The sequence below is a fragment of the Clostridium sp. genome, from assembly GCF_029258205.1.
Taxonomy (GTDB): domain Bacteria; phylum Bacillota; class Clostridia; order Clostridiales; family Clostridiaceae; genus Sarcina.
In genome coordinates this window covers 1-21069 of the sequence record NZ_JARHZJ010000045.1, presented here as the reverse complement: position 1 = coordinate 21069, position 21069 = coordinate 1, and the positions used below count along the sequence as shown (strand labels likewise).

Here is a 21069-nt window from a genome sequence, read left to right as displayed (position 1 = left end):
TCCAGCTTGGAAGGCTGGTGTTCTACCATTGAACTACACCCGCATAATGGTCGGGGTGACAGGGATCGAACCTGCGACCTCATGGTCCCAAACCACGCGCGCTCCCATCTGCGCCACACCCCGAAGGCTTTGTTTCACCGCCACTCTCTCGCGACGACAATAGTTATTCTACAGTATAGTTATTATTATGTCAACACTTTTTCCAAAGTTTTTTCAAAAAAAATTATCAAATCCTCTGAACTCCTGATAAAATCTATGTTTTCTTTCTATAAAAAGTGCTAATACATAGAGTTTTTTATGTATTAACACTTATTTTTTTAATTTAATTCTAGTTAAACAGAAAAAAACTTATATCTATATTTTTAGAATCTATATTCATAAATGCTATACTCGCTTCTCCATCTTTAGGTATTGATGGACTACCTGGATTTATTATCCACATATCTCCTTCTTTTAATGCTACTTTTCTATGAGTATGCCCAAAAATCACTCCATCTAATCCTAATTCAAGTCCTCTATAATAAATTTTATCTAATCCATATTTAACTGTATATTTATGTCCATGAGTTATTAGAAATTTTTTACCTTCAATTTCAATCACTTGCTCAACTTTCCCATTTCTTTCATAATCACAGTTTCCTAAAACAGAATATACCTTTCCATTAAAACCTTCACTTAATAACTTAACATCATTTATATTATCTCCTAAATGTATAAGAATATCTGAATCATTTAGTAAAGTCTTTACATATTCAATAACATGAGTAACTCCATGTGTATCACTAACTATAGCTACTTTCATTTCTTTTCCTCCTATTTAAGTATCTCTTCTAAATTACTCTTCAGTTTTTCTAAAGCTCTTCCTCTATGGCTAATGGCATTCTTTTCATCTGAAGTCATTTCAGCGAAAGTTTTCTTGTATTCTGGTACGAAAAATAAAGGATCATACCCAAATCCTTCACTTCCATTTAAAACTTCTAAAATTACCCCATAACTTTTTCCCTCTGCTACTATTTTATCTCCTTTATCTGTAACTAAAACTATTACACATATAAAGTTAGCTTTTCTTTCATCTTCTTTAACATTTTTTAATTCCTCTAATAATTTTTCATTGTTTTTAGAATCATTTCCATGCTCACCTGAATATCTAGCAGAATATATACCAGGAGCTCCCTTTAAATAATCTACTTCTAAACCTGAATCATCAGCCATTACAATAAAATCACTTTCATCCTTATTAAGTAAATACTTTCTTATTTCATTGGCTTTTTTAAAAGAATTCTCTTCAAATGTTTTGCCATCCTCTTCAATATCTATATCTATTCCTGCTTCATTTAAAGATAATATATTCAGATTAAAATCTTTTAATATTTCTTTTATTTCTCTTACCTTATGTGCATTATTACTTGCTAGTATAAATTTTTTCATTTTACTCTCTCCCTGTTCCTATCCATAAAGAATCTGTTTTTAAAGCATCTTTTTGTGCTTGTATCATTTGTTTTGCTCCTTTTTCAGCAAGATTTAATAATTCATCTAATTCTTTTCTTGAAAAAGGTCCTGACTCTCCAGTTCCTTGAATTTCTATGAACTCTCTCTCTTCCGTCATTACAACATTCATATCTATTTTAGCAACATGGTCTTCTTCATAGCATAAGTCTAATACTTTATCTTCTCCTACTATTCCAACGCTTACTGCACTAACAAAGTGTCTTATAGGATAAACATTAAAAGGTTTCTTTTTATGAAGTTTATTTACAGCATCAACTAATGCAACAAATGAACCTGTAATAGATGCTGTTCTAGTTCCTCCATCAGCCTGAAGCACATCACAGTCTATCCAAATAGTTTTTTCACCTAAAACTTTCATATCCACAGCTGACCTAAGAGCTCTTCCTATAAGTCTTTGTATCTCCATTGTTCTTCCATCTATTTTCACTTTATTTATATCTCTTTGTTTTCTGCTTTGAGTACTTCTTGGAAGCATATTATATTCAGCAGTTATCCATCCTTCTCCAGCTCCTTTTAAAAAAGGTGGAACTTTCTCTTCTATTGAAGCAGTACATAATACTTTTGTATCTCCAACTTCTATTAATACAGATCCTTCTGCATATTTAGTAAAGTTTCTTGTTATTTTAACTGGTCTTATCTGTTCCTTTTTTCTTACACTACTTCTCATTTAATATCTCCTCACCTTACTTTATTTTAAAAACACTAATTATAAGATTAGTATATTGGTTATTTTATCCTTTATCAACATAGATTATATATAAAAATTATACTCATAAAAAGTTTCTTTAAACCTTTATTTCACCTAAAAGTATTATATATTCACTAGGTAATATTTATAATAAAAATTCATATTAATATATATAAGAAATAATATCATGAGGTGAATTATTTGAAGTATATAAATTCATTCTTAAAAGCCAATTCTCTTTCTAAAGAAGAGATAGCATCCCAATTACTTTTTCTTTCAAAAGAATCAGTAAATCATATAGTACTTGAATCTAGATGTGGAATATCTACAAATTATAAAAACCTTAAAGAAAATTTTAAAAAAGATGAAATATCATTCTTTAAAAATAATACTCCCCTAATTTGTATATATAGAAAAGCAAAACCTAATATTTATTCTTCTAAATATTCAAAAACATGGGATGATACCACCTTTAAAAAGGATATTCCAGTTTCATCTAATGCATTAATGACCCTTTCTCTTTTAAGACTTTGTTCTTACTATGAAAATTTTAAAAATATTAATAGTACACTTTATAAAAGAGCTACTTTTTATAAAAATTTAAGTAAGCTTCAACTTGAATTTTATTATACCTATTTAAGAAATTCAGAAGGTTTTTTTGTAGATAAAAAAAATGAAGAGTCTTCTTCTAAATCCGGGTTAAATATAAGTGAAAAAGAAGATGCAATGTCTTACTCAGATCAAGCTTTAATGATGTTAACTTACTATATGTATAGTAAGCTAGTTCCAGAAAATTCTGATAGCAAAACCTATGAAGATTTTGCACTCCAAATATTAAACATGTTTGTTAATTTCAAGGAAGAATTATACTTACTTTCTTTAGATGAATGTTGCAAAATAAATTATTGTTTAAATAACATGCTTCTATACTCAGATAATGAATATTGTAAATTATTAGTTTTAGATTTATCTGATTTCATATTAAATAAATACTATGAATCAAATAGTACATTTTCTAACCTTGAAACAACTTCTCTAATAGCCTTAAATATGTATTTAAGCTACAAGAATACAAACATACTTATATTTAAAGATGCTTACTTAGACTTAATTGAGCTTTTCTGTAATATGTTTAATGATGAAAAAGGAATAATAGTAAAAGGAACAGATAAAAAAGAATATAAATATACTAACATGGAAATATGTTTATATTTAACTAATCTTTTAATGTCCTTTGATTTAGATGATGATTCCTCAGATAAAAGAGAAAATATAATATCTAAAGTCTATAAAAATTATATAGTTAACTCAGGAATAGTAACTAGTTTCCCTGATGCTCCAAATTTAGATTCTCATGAAAGATATAAAAAGTTCTCTTTAAAACCTGATGATTTAATTGATGAATCAATGTTTAGAATGACTAATGCTAATAGTCCTGAACTTACAGGATTGGCACCTATATTTACAAAAAATATAAAGTACTCTACAAAAAAATCAATTTTCACTTCAGATAAAACTACTTTTGATAGTACAAAAAATATGTTCATATTCTTTGTATTTATAAATAGTTTTATTGATAGATATATAGATTTTATTAATGATACTCCCAAAGAGAAAAAAAGTTCTATATTAATAGAACAAATAGACTCTTTAAAAGATATAGAAAGAACAAATAAACTTACTAATAACTCAAATACTCCTGTAGTTCCACCTAATGCCGGAGACTCAGACTATAATTCTATAATTAATGAAGATCAAATTAATGAAATTTCTCCATCATCAATAAATAGAAACTTAACTAGAGAAATATCAAAATATACTGATTATTCAATAGATAAAAAAGAAGATTTAGATGATAAAATGAAAAATATTCTTGATTCTACTGATTTATGATAATTTATAATTTAAAATTTATAAATAGCTTTCTATGAACTTATATATTGTTCATTTCCTAATATGCTATTTATAGGTTTTATTATTAAATATTAGAATTTAATACCATAAGGAAATTTAGAGAATATAGAGAAATTTCTGCAAAAACAAATTTCTCTATAGTTTTTTTAATACTAATCTTAGAATTTACTTTAATACAAACTTCTAAGTATTTTAACTGCTATATTTTAATACTAAATTTCCATTTCCATCAATAAATAAATAATTAACCTTTGACGACTTACACCAAACATCATTTTTAAAATATAAACTAACTAAACTTAAATTGAACTCTTTTAAAGTAGAATTCTCTTTTTCACTTTCTTTATTTTTATCTTCCGATTTATCCTCTTTTGTATTTATATTTTCTTTTTTTAAGATTTTTGAGTTTTTATCATTTAGGTTAAATTCACCAAAAGCTATATTAAATTCTCCACTTTCTATTGCTTCCTTTATATCATCTTCATAAACCTTTACTATACTCTTTATGGATAGCTCCTTGTCTAGAAACTTTTTAAGTTCATTAGCTAAAACTTTATCCTCTTCATTGTCTCCTACAACTATTTTCAAGACCTCATTGTGACTAAGAACCTTTTTTAAAGTATTTTTACCCTCTTCTTTAAAATTATTTTTTTCTGATTCACCAATTATATAATTTGATTTAACCTCATCTTTTTTAATTGAATCAATCTCTCCTTTGTTATTTATTATTTTTATATAGGGTTTTCCTAAATTATTTTTTAATATATTACTATCACTAATTAAAACTTGCATAATATTAGATATTCCCTTACTCATCTCAGCCTTATCACTATTTACAATCATTAACTTTAAAATACCATTATTATATTTACTTAAATCTTTATATAATCCAATGTCTTCTGAATATATTATAGGAGGATTCTTTAAAATATCTACTTTTTCTAAATTAAAAGCAGCTAATTCAATTTCATCAGAATCTTTCTCCTTAAAGGTTATATCTTTTATTTCTAATTCACTATTATTATAAGGGTTGTCTTTTAATTTTATAAATCCATTATCAGTTACATCACATATAACATATGGCCCAGTATATGATATTTCATTAAAATCCATCTTATAGTTATCTAATGGTTCATTTAAATCTCTTAGTCTATATATAGGTTTAGCTAAATTTTTCAGTAAATTATCATCCTTATTATTCATTCTTAAGACTAATGTATAATCATCAATACTATTAATTGCTACTTCACTAAAATCAATTTTCCCTTCTCTATAATCCTTAACTCCATAAATGCTATTTAACTCACTACTTGTATATTCTTCATTATCTGGACTTAATAAATCTCTAAAAAACATTTGAAAATCTTTTGCTGTTACTTCTTTACCATTACTCCACTTGTTTTTTTCATTAATCTTAAATTTATATTCTAAACCATCATCACTAACCTTCCATCCTATAGCAAGGTCTGGAATTGGTTCTCCTTTTTCATTTACTTCAACTAATCCTGAAAATATATTACTTACTAAATCTTCTTCTCCTGTACTCAAAGCTTCACTAGCCCTTATAGTATTTGGTAAACTTTCAAGAGAATATATAAGCTCTTCATTATAATCAAAATTCATAGTGGAAACATGGGATACATCAATATAACTCCTTCCTACTCCAACTACTAATAAAATTATTAAACATATAAATAAAATCACTTTCTTCATGTAAATATCTCCTTCAATAATCTTTTCCCTTTAAATTATTGACAACTATATTAAAAGAAATACCCATACTTATATTACTCAAGAAAGTAATTTAAAATTATTAAAACTTATATAAAAACAAATATTTTACACTTAAAATAAAGATTTTAGCATATACTTACCTCCTTACTTATTACTTAATAAAATTATATGTTTTAATGTAATAATTATTTAATACTATTTTCAACTATTCTCATGGTATAATTTATTTATTATTTTATCTGGAGGTAAAATTAAATGACTTTAGCAGTTCAAGTTGTTGCTATACTTTTCATGTTAATAATGATATTTTTAGGAATCTGGAGTTTTGTAATCGCAAATAAAGCTTATAGACAAATAAAATATAAAAATTATTTACTCGAAAAAATAGCACATAATATATCTCTAATAAGAAATAAAGAAAAAATATTTAATAACTTAAATGATATGGATGATTCAGTTTCATATTCTGAACTAAATGAAACTCTTTTAGATAAAGATATTAAATCTAATATAAACTCAGAAGAGGATACAAATATATCATAAGAAATAAAAAATAAAAGCCATGTGAATCAATCACATAGCTTTATTTTTTATATCATCTTTTCAAATTCTTCTTCACTTAATATAGTAACACCTAAAGATTTAGCTTTATCATATTTTGAACCTGCCGCTTCTCCTGCTATTACAAAATCAGTCTTTTTACTTACACTTCCTGAAACCTTTGCTCCTAAAGATTCTAATTTTTCTTTTATTGATGTTCTAGAATAGTTTTCTAAAGTCCCAGTTACTACTACTGTTTTTCCCATAAATAGACTTTCTAATACTTCTTTTTTCTCATAATGAGGATTTACTCCAAGGGATAATAATTCATTTATTACTTTTAAAGTTCTTTCCTCTTTAAAGAATTCTATTATACTTCTAGCAACTATATCTCCAACATCTTGAACAGATATTAATTCTTCAAAAGTAGCCTTTTCTAGATTTTCCAAAGACTCAAACCTCTTTACTAAGTCCTTAGCAGTTTTAACTCCTACATTAGGAATTCCTAAAGAATATAAAAATGCTTCTAGAGTACAATCTTTACTTTTTTCTATAGCCTCTAAAAGATTTTGTGCTTTCTTTGGCCCAAACTTATCTAAACCTAATAATTTTTCATATTCTAATTTATAAAGATCTGATATATCTCTTATATCAAGCTTTTCAAATAATTGTTCTGCTGTTCTTTCTGAAAAACCTGCTATGTTCATAGCTTCTCTTCCTGCAAAGTGAACTATAGTTTTAACCATTTGTGGCTTACAGCCTAAAGTGTTTTCACAATATATATGAACTCCTTCATGAACTAAATGAGCTCCACAAGCCGGGCATATCTTTGGCTCTTCAATTTTCTTTGTACCTTCTAAACTTTCCGGAACTACTCCCATTATTTCTGGAATAACATCATTGCTTCTTCTTACAAATACTTCAGATCCTAATCTTACTCCTTTTCTAGCTATATCATCCATATTGTTTAATGTAGCTCTCTTAACAGTAACTCCAGCTAACTCTACTGGCTCTAATATAGCTGTTGGGGATACTCTTCCACTTCTACCTACATTCCATTCAACATCTAAAAGCTTAGTTGTAACCTCTTGCGCTTCAAACTTATATGCAATAGCCCATTTAGGGAATTTAACTGTGTATCCTAAAAGTTCTCTTGTTCTTATATCGTCTATAGCTATTACTAATCCATCTATATCATAATTTAAATCAAATCTTATATCTCTTATATAATCAATTTCTTTTTCAATTTCATCTAAAGTAGTACATTCCCTAATATAATCATCCATTGGAAAGCCCTTAGTTTTTATGAAATTTAGCATTTCCATATAAGTTTTAAAGGGAACTCCTTCCTTATATCCAACATCATAGAAGAAGGCTGATAAATTTCTTTTAGCTGTCTCCGCTACATTTAAATTTCTTAAAGCTCCTGCTGCTCCATTTCTTAAATTCTTAAGAGGACTCTCTGCTTTACTATTGTACTTTTCAAAGGCTTCTGTAGTCATAATAGCCTCTCCATGAATTTCTAAAAAATCATGACAATCAATTTTTAATGGAATTGATTTTATAGTTTTAACCTGAGCTGTCACATCTTCACCAATAGCTCCAGTTCCTCTAGTTGCTCCAGTAACTAACACTCCATTTTCATCATAAGAAAGATTAATTGTTAATCCATCAAACTTTTTAGTTAAAATATATTTTAATGGTGGTAATTCTTCCTCTGAAGTTTTATTATATTCTTCAACAAATTTAACATTTCTATTGTGCCACTCTCTAATTTCCTCTAAAGTTTGAGCTTTATCTAAACTCCAAAGTCTAGCTTTGTGAGTGTATTTTTTAAACTCAGGAAGAATTACATCACCAACTCTTTGAGTAGGTGAATATGGTAATTTATATCCTGTTTCCTTTTCTAAATCTACTAATTCATAATACTTTTTATCATAATCTTTATCTGTTACTGAAGAATTTCCTAAAACATAATATTCATAGGCATATTTATTTAACTCTTCAACTAACTCTTCTATTAACTTTTTCTTATCCATCTTACTCATCTACTCCTTATTAAAGTAAATTTCTATATTAAAGAAGCTCTAGTTGTGCAAAGCTAAACATTAAATGTTTAACTCCTTGACTATCAAAGGCAATTGTAATCTTATAGTCATCTCCAACTTTACTCTTTGTTATTAATGTACCAACCCCAAACTTAGGATGCTTAACTTTTCTTCCCATAGTTAATTCATCTATTTCTACATTTACTGAAGACTTTCCTGATAAAGTCTTATTTATAGATTCATCGGCTTTAGAAATGCTCATTCCTCCTCTAATACTGTGAGGATTATAAGTTTTTCTTAGCTCTCCATAAGTTTGTGAACTATTTTTTAAAGAATTACTTGAACTTTTACCATTAATATTTATGTAGTCTTTTATATTAGCTGGAATTTCTGATATAAAATCTGATTGTCCATAAGCTACTGTCTTACCAAATATCATTCTTGTTTCAGCTGATGTCATATATAACTTTTCCTCAGCTCTAGTTATTCCAACATAACAAAGTCTTCTAGCCTCTTCCATTTGGTTATCATGTTCAAAACAACTTGCATTTGGGAATATTCCATTTTCCATACCAACTAAGAAAACTGTTGGGAATTCTAGTCCCTTTGAGCTATGAACTGTCATAAGCATTACATAATTATCTTCTGCTTCTAAATCATCCATATCTTGAACAAGAGCAACCTTCTCCAAGTAAGATGATAATGACTTATCTTCTTCATTACTTTTTTCAAATTCAACAGCATCAGAAACTAATTCTTCTAAGTTTTCTATTCTACTTTGATCCTCTATAAGCTTTGAATCTTTAAGTGATTTTAAATAACCTGTTTTTTCTAAAACATATTCAATTAATTGAGATACACTTAATTGCTCTGACATAACCATTATTTCTTCCATCATATCAGTAAACTTCTTAATCGGATTTATGCTTCTAGCTGTTAACCCTGGTACATAATCTACATCTAATAAAACATTGTATAATGTGTCATCTATTTCAGTTGCATGATTTTGAAGTTTTTCTACAGTAGTATCTCCAATACTTCTTTTAGGAACATTTATTATTCTTCTTAAACTTATAGAATCTTTAGGATTTACTATTATTTTTAAGTATGCAAGAATATCTTTTATCTCTTTTCTATCATAGAATTTTAGACCTCCAAAAATTCTATATGGAATTCCTGCTCTTCTTAAGGCTTCCTCAAAATTACGTGACTGTGCATTTGTTCTATAAAGAACAGCAAAATCTTTATATTTATATCCTTTATCACTTTTTAATTTTTCTATCTCTGAAACTACAAAAGCAGCTTCCATTTTATCTGAGTAAGCTCTATGAATACTTATTTTTTCTCCTTCTACTTGCTCAGTTCTTAAAATTTTAAATTTTCTCTCTGCATTATTTTTTATAACTTTATTAGCAGCTTCTAAAATATTTCCTTTTGATCTATAGTTTTGTTCAAGCTTAATAACTTTAGCCTGTGGATAATCCTTTTCAAAATCTAATATATTTCTTATATCTGCGCCTCTCCAAGCATAAATACATTGATCATCATCACCAACTACACATATATTTTTGTGTTTTTTAGCTAAAAGCTTGGCAAATTCATACTGAGCTTTATTTGTATCTTGATACTCATCTATCATTATGTATTTAAACTTATTTTGATAAAACTCTAATACATCATTATGCTTTCTAAATAACTCAACAGTTTTTACTATTAAATCATCAAAATCTAAGGCATTATTTTCTTTTAATTTCTTTTGATACAAAAGATATGCATCTGCTATTTTATTTTTTCTAAAATTGCTTTCATTTTCTTTCTTAAAACTCTGTGCACTTTGAATGTTATCCTTTGCTTTCCCTATAGTCCCTAAAATCTCTAGATCAGTTATCTCTTTGTCATTAATATTAAGATCTTTCATTACAAGTTTTATTAATGTTTTCTGATCTGATGAATCATATATTGTAAAGTCTTTACTATAACCTAACTTATCTATTTCTCTTCTTAAAATTCTCACACAAGATGAATGAAATGTTGATATCCACATATTATTAGCTACTTCACCAACTAAAGATTTTACCCTTTCTCTCATTTCTCCTGCCGCTTTATTTGTAAATGTTATCGCTAATATATTATAAGGTTTTATATCATTCTCTATCATATATGCTATTCTGTGTGTAAGCACTCTGGTTTTGCCAGAACCTGCTCCTGCTAATATAAGTACTTGACCATCAATTGTGGTTGCTGCTTCATATTGTTCTTTATTAAGCAAGCTTTTTAAATCCATTAGATCACTCCTATTCCTACAATAAAACTAAACTTTATTATACCATATAAATCTATATATTATATTTTATCAAACATATTATTCTTTTACATGACTAATAAAAAAATAAATGGCCGCATTATAAAATGTGACCATTTATTTCAAATATAATACTCTTAATTTAAAAATAATCTTTCAAATTTTAATTATTTTAGATATTTTTTCTTAATTAAAATTTCTAATATTATCTAAAATATCTCATTCTCCTAAAAGTTTATTTAGCTCATTTCCATTAAGCTTTTCTTCCTCTAAATTTCCTTCCTTAATAGAATTCTCTCCTGCTGAATGTTTATTATTGTTCTTCTCACTATTCGAACTTTCAAAATTTTGACTTTCATTATTATAACTTTCTACTGAAGATTCATTATTAGGTTTATTTACTTTATCATTCTCATTATTAGGTTTAGTCAATTTATTCTCATTATTATTAGATGAATTTACTTTATCCACCTTATCATTAGAGTTATTTACTTCATTTTCCTTGACCTCATTATTAGGTTTAGTCATGTCATCACTCTTGTTATTGGTATTAGTTAAACTATAAGCTACACTTCCATTAGAATCTTCATATAAGTATAATATTATTTCTTCTAAACGCTTCCCAAATCTATCTTCGAAATTGCTATTTAATTTTATACTTGGCAAATTGTTTTCTATTCCAACAGGAATTAAAAATGAGCCATCCTTCTTACTTATTATAATTTCCTTTCCATCTATTGAAATTTCAACATTATCTAAAAAAGTTTCACTTCCAATAATGTCTTTATTTATATCACTTCCACTATAAAACACTTTTTTAGAAAATTCTAATACAATAGAGTTTTCTCTAGTACTTATATTTAAAACTTCAAAAGGACTTTCATTAGGATCTAAATCAACTATTTTAATGGTATTTTCTACTGAATACTCTCCATTAAAATAAGCATAACTTCCATAAGTAGCACTTGAAGCAAGTGAACCCCCTAAAATTAATGCTATAATTTTATTTTTACTAATCACTTAAACTCCTCCTCTACTATTTATTATTTTTTTGTGTATATCTTATATTTAAATCAAATTTAAATTCAGTATTGGAATATTTTCTTGGCATATCCCTTTGCATATTCAATGTTAATGTAGCAGTTAAAACTTCACCATCATTTAAAACTACTTCATTACCTTCTGAATCTAATAATTCAATAGTTTTATCAAATAGAGAAAGTAATTTTTCTTCTCCATCGCCATATCCTTTTATATCCCTATTTTCACTACTTTTAAAACTTAATGAGTACTTTATTTTCTCTAATCCATCATTTCCTATTGATGGATTTTTAAAATTTATTTTAACTCTTTGATCTAAAGTTCCATTATTAGCTATTATAAAATTATCACTAACAGGAACTTCTATATCCATTTTATCTATTTTAATTGTTTTTTTAGCCTCTGAACTTAAAGTTCCTAAAGTTAACTTTAAATCGCTGTTTATATTTTCCTCATGTGAAAAATAGGCTAAACTTCCTAAACCTCCTGTAATTCCTATAGCCAATACTAATGAAATTATTCTTCTTATCTTAGCGTTTTTCATATTAAATCTCCTCCTTTTTTTTGAGGTAACTTTAATATTGATAATTCTATACCCAAAGCTAGAACTACAAAAATCATAAAATTTTTATTGCTAGATATCCCTGTATTGAATAATATACCATTTTCACTTAAATTATTAGATATTTTTATTGAACTTTCTTCTAAACTTCCTGTTTCCCCAATAATTATCTCATTAAATAAATTATTCTTTTCCTCTACTCCCTCAGTAGTAACGCCAACTTTTTCTTTAGCAAATACAATATCATATTTAACTGGAATAAAAACTAATGTTACTAAAAGTGCACACAAAAATGCGCTTTTAGTTCTACTCATACTGTTTTCCCTCCTTTTAATAGCCTTAACATAATAAATCTATTTTAACTTTATATTTATATTCATTAATAAATAAAAAAGAACCTAGTTCATTCTTATTTTAGAAAAATATTAAATAATATTAATAATAAACTTAATCATATTTATCTACATTATAGTTCTAGTTCTTAAATCAATATTTTCATAATAAATATATTGTTTTAAATAATTATTTACACAACATCTATATGTATAGCAACATTTATTTAAAACATATTATAAACCAAAAAGAGTTGATACTTTAAAGTATCAACTCTTTGTAAATTTGAATATATTATTTCAATAATTAATCTTAAACACAAGTTTTCTTGCATTTTTATACAAATAAAAAACGCAACCCTTGGGGCTAGGTTGCGTTTCAGCAATAAGCAATAAATAAAAAGGGGGCTATTTATTCCTTTTATTTATCCTCGCACACTTATTATATTAGATGTTTACTTAAATTGCAAGTAATCTAATATTTTTTTTGCAAGTTTTCCCCCATAATTTTTCTATTCACAATCATTATGATTTAATTTTCTAAAAATTTTTATAAATCACCGCTAATTCACTTTCTGAAAGTTCTTTATATTCGCCTTCCTCTAAACTTTCATCAAGAGGAAGATTACCAAAAGAAGTTCTTTTTAAATAAACAACTTTTTTTCCTCTAGATTCAAACATTCTTTTTACCTGATGATATTTCCCCTCTTGAATAGTAACTTCTACTTTAGATGAATCATCAAAATTTTCTATAACCTTAAGTTTTGCACTCATACACTTATATCCATCATCTAAAGTTACTCCATTTTCAAAAGCTTTAATATCTTTTTCTGTTATAGGCGCATTTATTTCTGCATAATAAACCTTATCAACATGATATTTAGGTGAGATTAACTTATGATTTAAATCACCATCATTAGTTAATAACAATAATCCTACTGTATCTTTATCAAGTCTTCCTACTGGAAAAGGTTCAAAAACTTGATCTTCCATATATAACAAGTCAATAACCGTTTCATCTCTCTTATCATAAGTTGCTGAAATTACTCCTGCTGGCTTATTCATCATTAAATATATATACTTTTTATACTCTACTTTTTCTCCATTTATAACTATTACATCTTTCTCAGGATCTATTTGAAGTCCGCTATCTTTAACCTTCTCATCATTAACTGTTACAAAACCTTTTTTAACAACTTGCTTTATTTCTTTTCTCGTTCCGTATCCTAAGTTTGATAAAACCTTATCTAATCTTTCCACTAAATAATCACTCCTCGTAAAAAATCACATTTATATCTGTGGTTAGTATAAATCAAAGTTTAACTAATTACAACTTATTAAAACTGTTAAAATAAATAAGACTCTATTTTAAATAAAAATTGATTTTGTATAATTTAAAACCCAATTTAATATTAATATACTAAATTGATCATAAACCTTTATTTTAAAATCAATGTTATCTAAAATAGAGCCTTAAATGTATATTAAACTTTAATATGTCATTCTACCTTAAATTCAAAAGTATCATAATCCTCATAAGCACATTTTTTATAATAACTTTTAGTTAATACTAAGACCTTATACTTTCCTGGTACATATGGTCTAAAAGAATAATAACTCTTTCTACTATATTTTTGAACTAAAGACCAGTTTCCATTAATCATTATATAATATTCATAGCAAACTCTACTTCCACCTTCACATTTTGTAGAAAAGTTTATTTCTTCATTAATTTTAAATACTTTATAAGAAGTACTTATTTTAGTAGCTGTAACAGGTGGAGCTTCATTAACATAAAACCTTACTTCCCTTCTTGAATCAAATCCCTCTTTACATTTAATATTTCTAGCGAATATATCAATTGTGTATTTTCCTGGACATTTTGGCGTAACTTTAAACCTCTTATTTTTTACATAATCAGTTTCTTCTACTACTTGGCCATTTACCTTAGTAACATACTTAACCTTTACTTGTCTAGTATTTTGAACTATTGCTTCAATATCAATATCATCTCCAACTAAAAAATATTCCTTAGCTGGAACTAATATATGATCAATTTTCCCTTCTGCATACTCCATAACTTTAAAATTTAGTACAGTATGTACATCATATTCCTTTGCTGAATATTTATCTTTTACTCTTACATCAAGCTGATAATCCCCTTTTTCATTTGGAATAAATTCTACCCAATTGTTACTTCCAAAATCAATACTTTCTATAGCTTCACCGTCCTTAATTATTACAAATGAATACTTTAAGTCAGTACCTCCTTCTGCACTAACTCTAAGTTTTATTACTTCATTAATTATATGTGTCTTATCTCTATCAAATATTAATTCTGTTATTTTTATTGACTTTTTAACCTTTTTTTCTATTTTATAATCTAATTTTGATTCTAATTCATAATCTCCAATAAATGATTCATCCTTAGCCCAGAGAGTTATTCTATAATTTCCTTCTTTTTTAGCATTCCATTTTAAAATGCTATTTCTTGTATAACCTGTATCTTCAGATATTTCTCCATCTATTTTAAATCTATAGAGAACATCACTTCCTCCATCAATAACAGCTTTTATCTCTATTATCTCTCCCTTTTCTTGAGGTGAGCTTAAATCTGTAGTAAAACTTCTTAATTGTAATTGTTCATATGGTTTTATATCATATACCATTACAGCTCTATCATCAAATTCCTTATTAGAATACATATCTCTTATTAAACATAAAAGCTTATATCTTCCCTCTTTAAATTCTTTAAAAGTTACTATACGACTTGATGAAAAATCTTGAATACAAGTTCTACTTCCATCAGGTGAAATTTTTACAAACTTATATAGTGCTGTTCTTTCATCTTCAAAATTTGCTCCCACTTCAAATGTAAGCTCTGAGTTTACTATTAATTTTTCACTTAAATTAATAAAATTAATTATTTCAGGCTTTACAAATTCTTTTGCTGTAAATATCACTGTGTCATAGTCATCTGCTGTATTAGTCGAACTTGTTTTCTTACACTCAATTAAAAACTCAAATTGACCACTTTCATTAATAGTATAATTTAATTTATTTTCTAGTGTATAATCTTTTATAAGCTGCCATCCATTATTTCCACTTATAAAATATCTATACATAATATTTTCATTTTTACTGTCAATCTTTAATTCAGCCTTCTCTCCAACATTAAATACATCTTTATTTAGATATATTCCTTTTATTAACTTTTCTTCCTTAATTTCATCTTTAGTTTTTTCATTATTAAGCCCATCAACTCTTCTTTTCACATTAACACTCTGAGTAACTTTATAATCAAAAGGCTTATTTGAATTTTTTTTTCTTCCTTGAACCATAATCATATAATCTCCATTTTCTTTAGGAGTCCAAATAAATTCATTTTCCTTTTCAAATTCTCTTAAAGTTTCCCAAATTCCATCCTTTCCTATTAATATTTTATACCTTAAATTATCATTAGTATTATTTATTATTTTTATGTTAACCGGACTATTATCTTCTATTATATCTCTTGCATCTAACTCTAAAATTAATTCTCCCATAATTTATCTCCTAACCCCCTAAACGTTATAGATAAATAGATTATATTATACTTCCGTTTTTATGTAAATATTTTCTATTTTTCTCATCATAAAACATTCTATTTCTACATTTTTTCTTCTTTTATAAAATGTATAAAAAGTTTAAAACTGTCTATAATATAAATAGTGTTACTTAACACTGTAAATCTCCTAATTTTATTATATCCATATAATCAAACCATTAAAGAAATCTCAGCCACTCTGAGATTTCTTTTTTATACGATTTAAATATTATCTATATTATTTATTTTCTAATTTTCCAAACCTTATTTTATTATATTTAATTTAAAATAGATTTTACCTTTTCTATCAAAACTTCTAAATTATAATAAAGTCTATCATCATCTTCTTTATTTCTTTTATGATTGCCTTTTGATTTTCCACCAGCCCTTCTATTTTTTTGACTTAAATGTCTTTCAAAAAGAAGTCTATCAATATTATCATCATCATAAATATATCCTCTAGGACTAATAGCTAAAGCTCCTTTTCCTAAAGCCATAGCTGCTACTCCATAATCTTGAGTTATTACAATATCATTTTTCTCTGTGTTATTAGCCACATACATATCTACACTTTGAAATCCACCATCAACCATTCTCACCTCAGAATAATCTGAATTTATCATATGATTTATTGTACAGTAAATTAATATTTTGACTAAATGCTTTTTAGCAACTTTTTCAATTATATCTCTTCCTGCACATCCATCACCATCAATAATTATTTTCACTTTTCTACTCCTCCCATAATACATTCCCTATTATAATTATTTAATATTAAATAATTAACCATTAATAAAATTATAAATCTTCATATTGATTTACTAATATTCCTACAATAATAAATAATTTATATATTAATAAAATTATACTATTAAAACAAAAAAGAAGCTCTAAAAAGAGCTTCTTTTTATAATTAAATTTATATTATAATCTTTCTTCTAACTTAGCTTTTAAATCTTCAAAACCTGGTTTTCCAAGTAAAGCAAACATATTTTTCTTGTAAGCTTCAACACCTGGTTGATCAAATGGATTTATTCCTAGAAGATATCCACTTACTCCACAAGCTTTTTCAAAGAAGTAAACTAATCTTCCGAAGTAGTACGGTGTCATTTCTGGAACATTAACAACTACATTTGGAACTTCTCCATCATTATGAGCAATTAAAGTTCCTCTGAATGCTTGTTTGTTAACATAATCCATAGTTTTTCCAGCTAAGAAGTTTAATCCATCTATGTTTTCTTCATTAGCTTCTATTACTATTTCTTCTCTTGGAGATTCTACATTAATAACTGTTTCAAAGATATTTCTTCTACCTTGTTGAATGTATTGTCCCATTGAGTGTAAATCAGTTGAGAAGTCAACGGCAGCTGGGAATAATCCTTTATTATCTTTTCCTTGTGATTCTCCATATAATTGTTTCCACCATTCATTGAAATAGTGAAGTGCTGGCTCATAGTTAACTAATATTTCTATAGCTTTACCTTTATTGTATAAAGCATTTCTAGCAACTGCATATTTGTAACATTCATTATCAGCTAATGAAGGGTTAGAATATTCTTCTCTAGCATCAGCAGCTCCTTCCATCATTTCATCTATGTTTATTCCAGCAGTAGCTATTGGTAATAATCCAACTGGTGTTAATACTGAGAATCTTCCTCCAACATCATCTGGAATTACAAAAGTTTCATATCCTTCAGCATCAGCTAAAGTTTTTAAAGCACCTTTTTCAGCATCTGTTGTAGCATATATTCTTTTCTTAGCTTCTTCTTTTCCATATTTCTTTTCCATGTACTCTTTTAAAATTCTAAAAGCTATAGCAGGCTCTGTAGTAGTACCTGATTTTGATATAACATTTAAACTTACATCTAATCCTTCAATAGCATTTAATAAATCAGCCATGTAACTTGAGCTTATATTATTTCCTGCGTAGAATATAGTTGGTGTTTTTCTCTTATCTTTTGGTAGAGAGTTATAGAAGTTATTAGTTAACATTTCTATAGCAGCTCTTGCTCCTAAGTAAGAACCACCTATTCCTATAACAATTAATACATCTGAATCACCTTGTATTTTCTTAGCAGCTTCTTTTATTCTAGCAAACTCATCTTTATCATAATTAACTGGTAGATCAACCCATCCTAAAAAGTCGTTTCCTGCACCTGTTCCATTATGTAATGTATTGTGTACTTGGTTTATAGTTTCTTGCATGTAAGCAACTTCGTGAGATTTTAAATATGGAGCTGCTTTTGATAAATCAACAACTAATCCTTTTTTCATTATTACTACCTCCATTAGCGTTTATAAATTTATTTTACCCACGCCATTAATATATATAATATAATCGCAAAAATAATTAGGCCTCCAAAAACCATTGGAAGTATTATTGCGTATTGCGCTAACATTATAGCAACCAAATCCTTAAAAGTTGGCTTCTCTTTATTTTTAACTTCTCCCATTAATTTCTCATATTCTTCTTTTTCTTTTCTTCTAGTTACTTCATCTTTAAACCAAAACAAACTTAATTCCCCCTGTTTACCATACATTAATATTTTATCACTTATTATTTATGTATTACAATACAATATAGAACTTTTTATATATTTAATGAAATTTTATTATATATAGCTATAGTGTAGGAAATTAAATTTTCCTACACTATACAAAATTAAATTTTAAATTCAATTTTACATTTTAATACATTAAATCTACTCTTAAATTAAACTAAATGACATGCAACAAAGTGATCTTTTCCAACACATTTATATTCTGGAGCTTCCTTCTTACATTTATCCATAGCATATGGACATCTAGTATGAAACTTACATCCACTTGGTGGATTAGCTGGTGAAGGAATATCACCCTTTAATATTATTCTCTCTCTCTTGATTGTAGGATCTGGTATTGGAACTGCTGATAATAATGCCTTTGTATATGGATGTAATGGATTCTCATAAAGTTCATTTTTAGGAGCTAATTCAACTAAACTACCTAAGTACATTACACCTATTTTATGACAAATATGTTTTACTATACTTAAATCGTGAGATATAAAAAGATATGAAAATCCCATCTCTTCTTGTAAATCCATCATTAAGTTTACAATCTGTGATTGTATGGAAACATCAAGTGCTGAAACAGGTTCATCTGCAACTATAAAACTTGGATTTAAAATTAATGCTCTTGCTATACCTATTCTTTGTCTTTGTCCACCTGAAAATTCATGTGGATATCTTTTCATATGATATCTAGCAAGTCCACATCTTTCTATAGTTTGAGCTACTCTTTCAGGTAATTCCTCTTTACTACATAACTTATGGCTTAAAAGTGCTTCTCCTACTAAAGAGTCTACTGATAATCTAGGATTTAATGATGAATATGGATCTTGAAATATCATTTGCATTTTGGGTCTTAACTCTCTAAGTTCTTTCTTTTTAAGAGCAAAAATATCTTTTCCTTCAAAATATACATTTCCATCTGTTTTTTCAAACAATCTTAAAATTGTTCTTCCTGTTGTTGATTTTCCACAACCTGATTCTCCAACTAGTCCTAAAGTTTCACCCTTATATATAGTAAAACTTACTCCATCAACAGCTTTTACATTGCCAACTGTCTTAGAAAAAACTCCTGCTTTAATCGGAAAGTATTTTTTCAAATTTTCAACTTTTAAAACTGTATTATCTGCCATCTACTTTCCCTCCTTATATAACCAGCATGAAACTTTATGTCTATTTCCCACATCAACAAGAGTAGGTTGGTCATCCTTACATTTTTTCATGCACCTATCACATCTCTCATTGAAGTAACAATTATCTGGCATACCTACTGGATTTGGAACTTGTCCTGGTATTGAATAAAGTCTAATTTCATTTCCATTAACTGATGGCTTAGATTTAAGCAATCCTTGTGTATATGGATGCAGAGGATTTTTAAATAACTCTAAAACTGGAGCTTCTTCAATAACCTTACCAGCATACATTACAACAACATAGTCAGCCATTTCAGCAACTACTCCTAAGTCATGTGTTATTAATAATATTGATGTATTTAATTTCTCTTTAATATCTCTCATAAGATCTAAAATTTGTGCTTGAATTGTAACATCAAGGGCAGTTGTAGGTTCATCAGCTATTAAAAGCTTAGGATTACAACAAACTGCCATAGCAATCATAATTCTTTGTCTCATTCCTCCAGATAACTCATGAGGATAAGATTTCATTATTTCTTCTGCCCTAGCTATACCAATTATTTTTAAAACTTCTATGGCTTTCTTTTCAGCTTCTTCTTTTGATAAATGCTGATGAAGAATTATTGCTTCACAAATTTGATTCCCTATTTTAAATACTGGATTTAATGATGTCATAGGCTCTTGGAAAATAACTGATATATCATTTCCTCTCATATCCATAAGTTCTTGCTCTGTGAACTTTAAAACATCTTTTCCTTCAAAAAGTATTTCTCCTCCAACTATTTTTCCAGGAGGACTAGGTATTAATCTCATAAGAGACATTGCAGTAACAGATTTACCACATCCAGATTCTCCAACAACACAAACTGTCTCTCCTTCTTTTATTTTAAAACTAACATTATTTACTGCTTTAACAATTCCTTCACCTGTATTAAAGTGAGTTTCAAGATTTTTAAATTCTACTAATGTTTTTCCCATTACACTCTCCCCCTTAAACCTTTAGCTTAGGATCTAGAGCATCTCTTAATCCATCTCCAAAAATATTTATAGATATAACAGTTAAGAATATACATATTCCTGGAGGTATCCATAACCACCATCTATTTGTTAATGTATAATAATCTTGAGCTG

18 protein-coding genes, 1 tRNA gene and 1 pseudogene are annotated in these 21069 nt (G+C 27.2%); 2 read left to right on the top strand and 18 right to left on the bottom strand.

Going from position 1 to position 21069, the window contains the following annotated elements; all coding sequences use genetic code 11:
- Nucleotides 1-47: 47 nt before the first annotated feature.
- The 4 genes from Q1J60_RS06855 to rph form a co-directional block, all read right to left on the bottom strand.
- Nucleotides 48-123, bottom strand: a tRNA-Pro gene (locus Q1J60_RS06855).
- Nucleotides 124-328: 205 nt separating this feature from the next.
- A complete protein-coding gene (locus tag Q1J60_RS06850; RefSeq protein WP_300259964.1) occupies nucleotides 329-802 on the bottom strand; it encodes a metallophosphoesterase in 474 nt (157 codons plus the stop codon).
- Nucleotides 803-813: 11 nt separating this feature from the next.
- Nucleotides 814-1428 carry an XTP/dITP diphosphatase gene (locus Q1J60_RS06845; RefSeq protein ID WP_300259962.1) on the bottom strand — a complete coding sequence of 205 codons (615 nt, stop codon included), beginning with the start codon at nucleotides 1426-1428 and terminating at the stop codon, nucleotides 814-816.
- Nucleotide 1429: 1 nt separating this feature from the next.
- On the bottom strand, nucleotides 1430-2176 hold the full coding sequence (gene rph / locus Q1J60_RS06840; protein ID WP_300259959.1) for a ribonuclease PH: 747 nt from the start codon (nucleotides 2174-2176) through the stop codon (nucleotides 1430-1432).
- A gap of 222 nt (nucleotides 2177-2398) precedes the next feature.
- Here rph and Q1J60_RS06835 point away from each other — a divergent pair, with 222 nt between their 5' ends.
- Complete coding sequence (locus Q1J60_RS06835) at nucleotides 2399-4090, top strand: hypothetical protein (protein WP_423249120.1); 1692 nt, start codon at nucleotides 2399-2401, stop codon at nucleotides 4088-4090.
- Between the two features lie 213 nt (nucleotides 4091-4303).
- Here Q1J60_RS06835 and Q1J60_RS06830 read toward each other — a convergent pair whose 3' ends face one another.
- Nucleotides 4304-5824, bottom strand: a complete 1521-nt coding sequence (locus tag Q1J60_RS06830) for an ABC transporter substrate-binding protein (RefSeq protein ID WP_300259954.1) — start codon at nucleotides 5822-5824, stop codon at nucleotides 4304-4306.
- A 276-nt stretch (nucleotides 5825-6100) separates the two neighbouring features.
- Here Q1J60_RS06830 and Q1J60_RS06825 point away from each other — a divergent pair, with 276 nt between their 5' ends.
- Complete coding sequence (locus Q1J60_RS06825) at nucleotides 6101-6388, top strand: hypothetical protein (protein ID WP_300259951.1); 288 nt, start codon at nucleotides 6101-6103, stop codon at nucleotides 6386-6388.
- Between the two features lie 47 nt (nucleotides 6389-6435).
- Here Q1J60_RS06825 and ligA read toward each other — a convergent pair whose 3' ends face one another.
- The 13 genes and pseudogenes from ligA to Q1J60_RS06760 form a co-directional block, all read right to left on the bottom strand.
- On the bottom strand, nucleotides 6436-8424 hold the full coding sequence (ligA, locus tag Q1J60_RS06820) for an NAD-dependent DNA ligase LigA (protein WP_300259948.1): 1989 nt from the start codon (nucleotides 8422-8424) through the stop codon (nucleotides 6436-6438).
- Nucleotides 8425-8461: 37 nt separating this feature from the next.
- On the bottom strand, nucleotides 8462-10717 hold the full coding sequence (gene pcrA / locus Q1J60_RS06815; protein WP_300259945.1) for a DNA helicase PcrA: 2256 nt from the start codon (nucleotides 10715-10717) through the stop codon (nucleotides 8462-8464).
- Nucleotides 10718-10954: 237 nt separating this feature from the next.
- The gene (locus Q1J60_RS06810) at nucleotides 10955-11755 is read right to left on the bottom strand and encodes a hypothetical protein (protein ID WP_300259942.1); all 801 of its coding nucleotides are present in this window, start codon (nucleotides 11753-11755) and stop codon (nucleotides 10955-10957) included.
- Between the two features lie 16 nt (nucleotides 11756-11771).
- On the bottom strand, nucleotides 11772-12320 hold the full coding sequence (locus Q1J60_RS06805; protein ID WP_300259940.1) for a TasA family protein: 549 nt from the start codon (nucleotides 12318-12320) through the stop codon (nucleotides 11772-11774).
- Nucleotides 12317-12652, bottom strand: a complete 336-nt coding sequence (locus Q1J60_RS06800) for a hypothetical protein (RefSeq protein ID WP_300259937.1) — start codon at nucleotides 12650-12652, stop codon at nucleotides 12317-12319. The genes Q1J60_RS06805 and Q1J60_RS06800 overlap by 4 nt, the downstream gene beginning before the upstream one ends.
- Before the next feature lie 558 nt (nucleotides 12653-13210).
- Nucleotides 13211-13930 carry a pseudouridine synthase gene (locus tag Q1J60_RS06795; RefSeq protein ID WP_300259934.1) on the bottom strand — a complete coding sequence of 240 codons (720 nt, stop codon included), beginning with the start codon at nucleotides 13928-13930 and terminating at the stop codon, nucleotides 13211-13213.
- A gap of 239 nt (nucleotides 13931-14169) precedes the next feature.
- Nucleotides 14170-16215 carry a triple tyrosine motif-containing protein gene (locus Q1J60_RS06790; protein WP_300259933.1) on the bottom strand — a complete coding sequence of 682 codons (2046 nt, stop codon included), beginning with the start codon at nucleotides 16213-16215 and terminating at the stop codon, nucleotides 14170-14172.
- 319 nt (nucleotides 16216-16534) lie between these two features.
- Nucleotides 16535-16984 carry a YaiI/YqxD family protein gene (locus tag Q1J60_RS06785; RefSeq protein ID WP_300259931.1) on the bottom strand — a complete coding sequence of 150 codons (450 nt, stop codon included), beginning with the start codon at nucleotides 16982-16984 and terminating at the stop codon, nucleotides 16535-16537.
- A gap of 196 nt (nucleotides 16985-17180) precedes the next feature.
- Nucleotides 17181-18530 (bottom strand): glucose-6-phosphate isomerase, encoded by a 1350-nt coding sequence (locus tag Q1J60_RS06780; RefSeq protein WP_300259929.1) that lies wholly within the window; start codon nucleotides 18528-18530, stop codon nucleotides 17181-17183.
- Between the two features lie 29 nt (nucleotides 18531-18559).
- On the bottom strand, nucleotides 18560-18769 hold the full coding sequence (locus Q1J60_RS06775; protein WP_300259928.1) for a hypothetical protein: 210 nt from the start codon (nucleotides 18767-18769) through the stop codon (nucleotides 18560-18562).
- A 200-nt stretch (nucleotides 18770-18969) separates the two neighbouring features.
- A complete protein-coding gene (locus Q1J60_RS06770; RefSeq protein WP_300259926.1) occupies nucleotides 18970-19938 on the bottom strand; it encodes an ABC transporter ATP-binding protein in 969 nt (322 codons plus the stop codon).
- Nucleotides 19939-20916 carry an ABC transporter ATP-binding protein gene (locus tag Q1J60_RS06765; protein ID WP_300259924.1) on the bottom strand — a complete coding sequence of 326 codons (978 nt, stop codon included), beginning with the start codon at nucleotides 20914-20916 and terminating at the stop codon, nucleotides 19939-19941.
- A gap of 13 nt (nucleotides 20917-20929) precedes the next feature.
- Nucleotides 20930-21069: pseudogene (locus tag Q1J60_RS06760) on the bottom strand (ABC transporter permease); the annotation flags it as partial.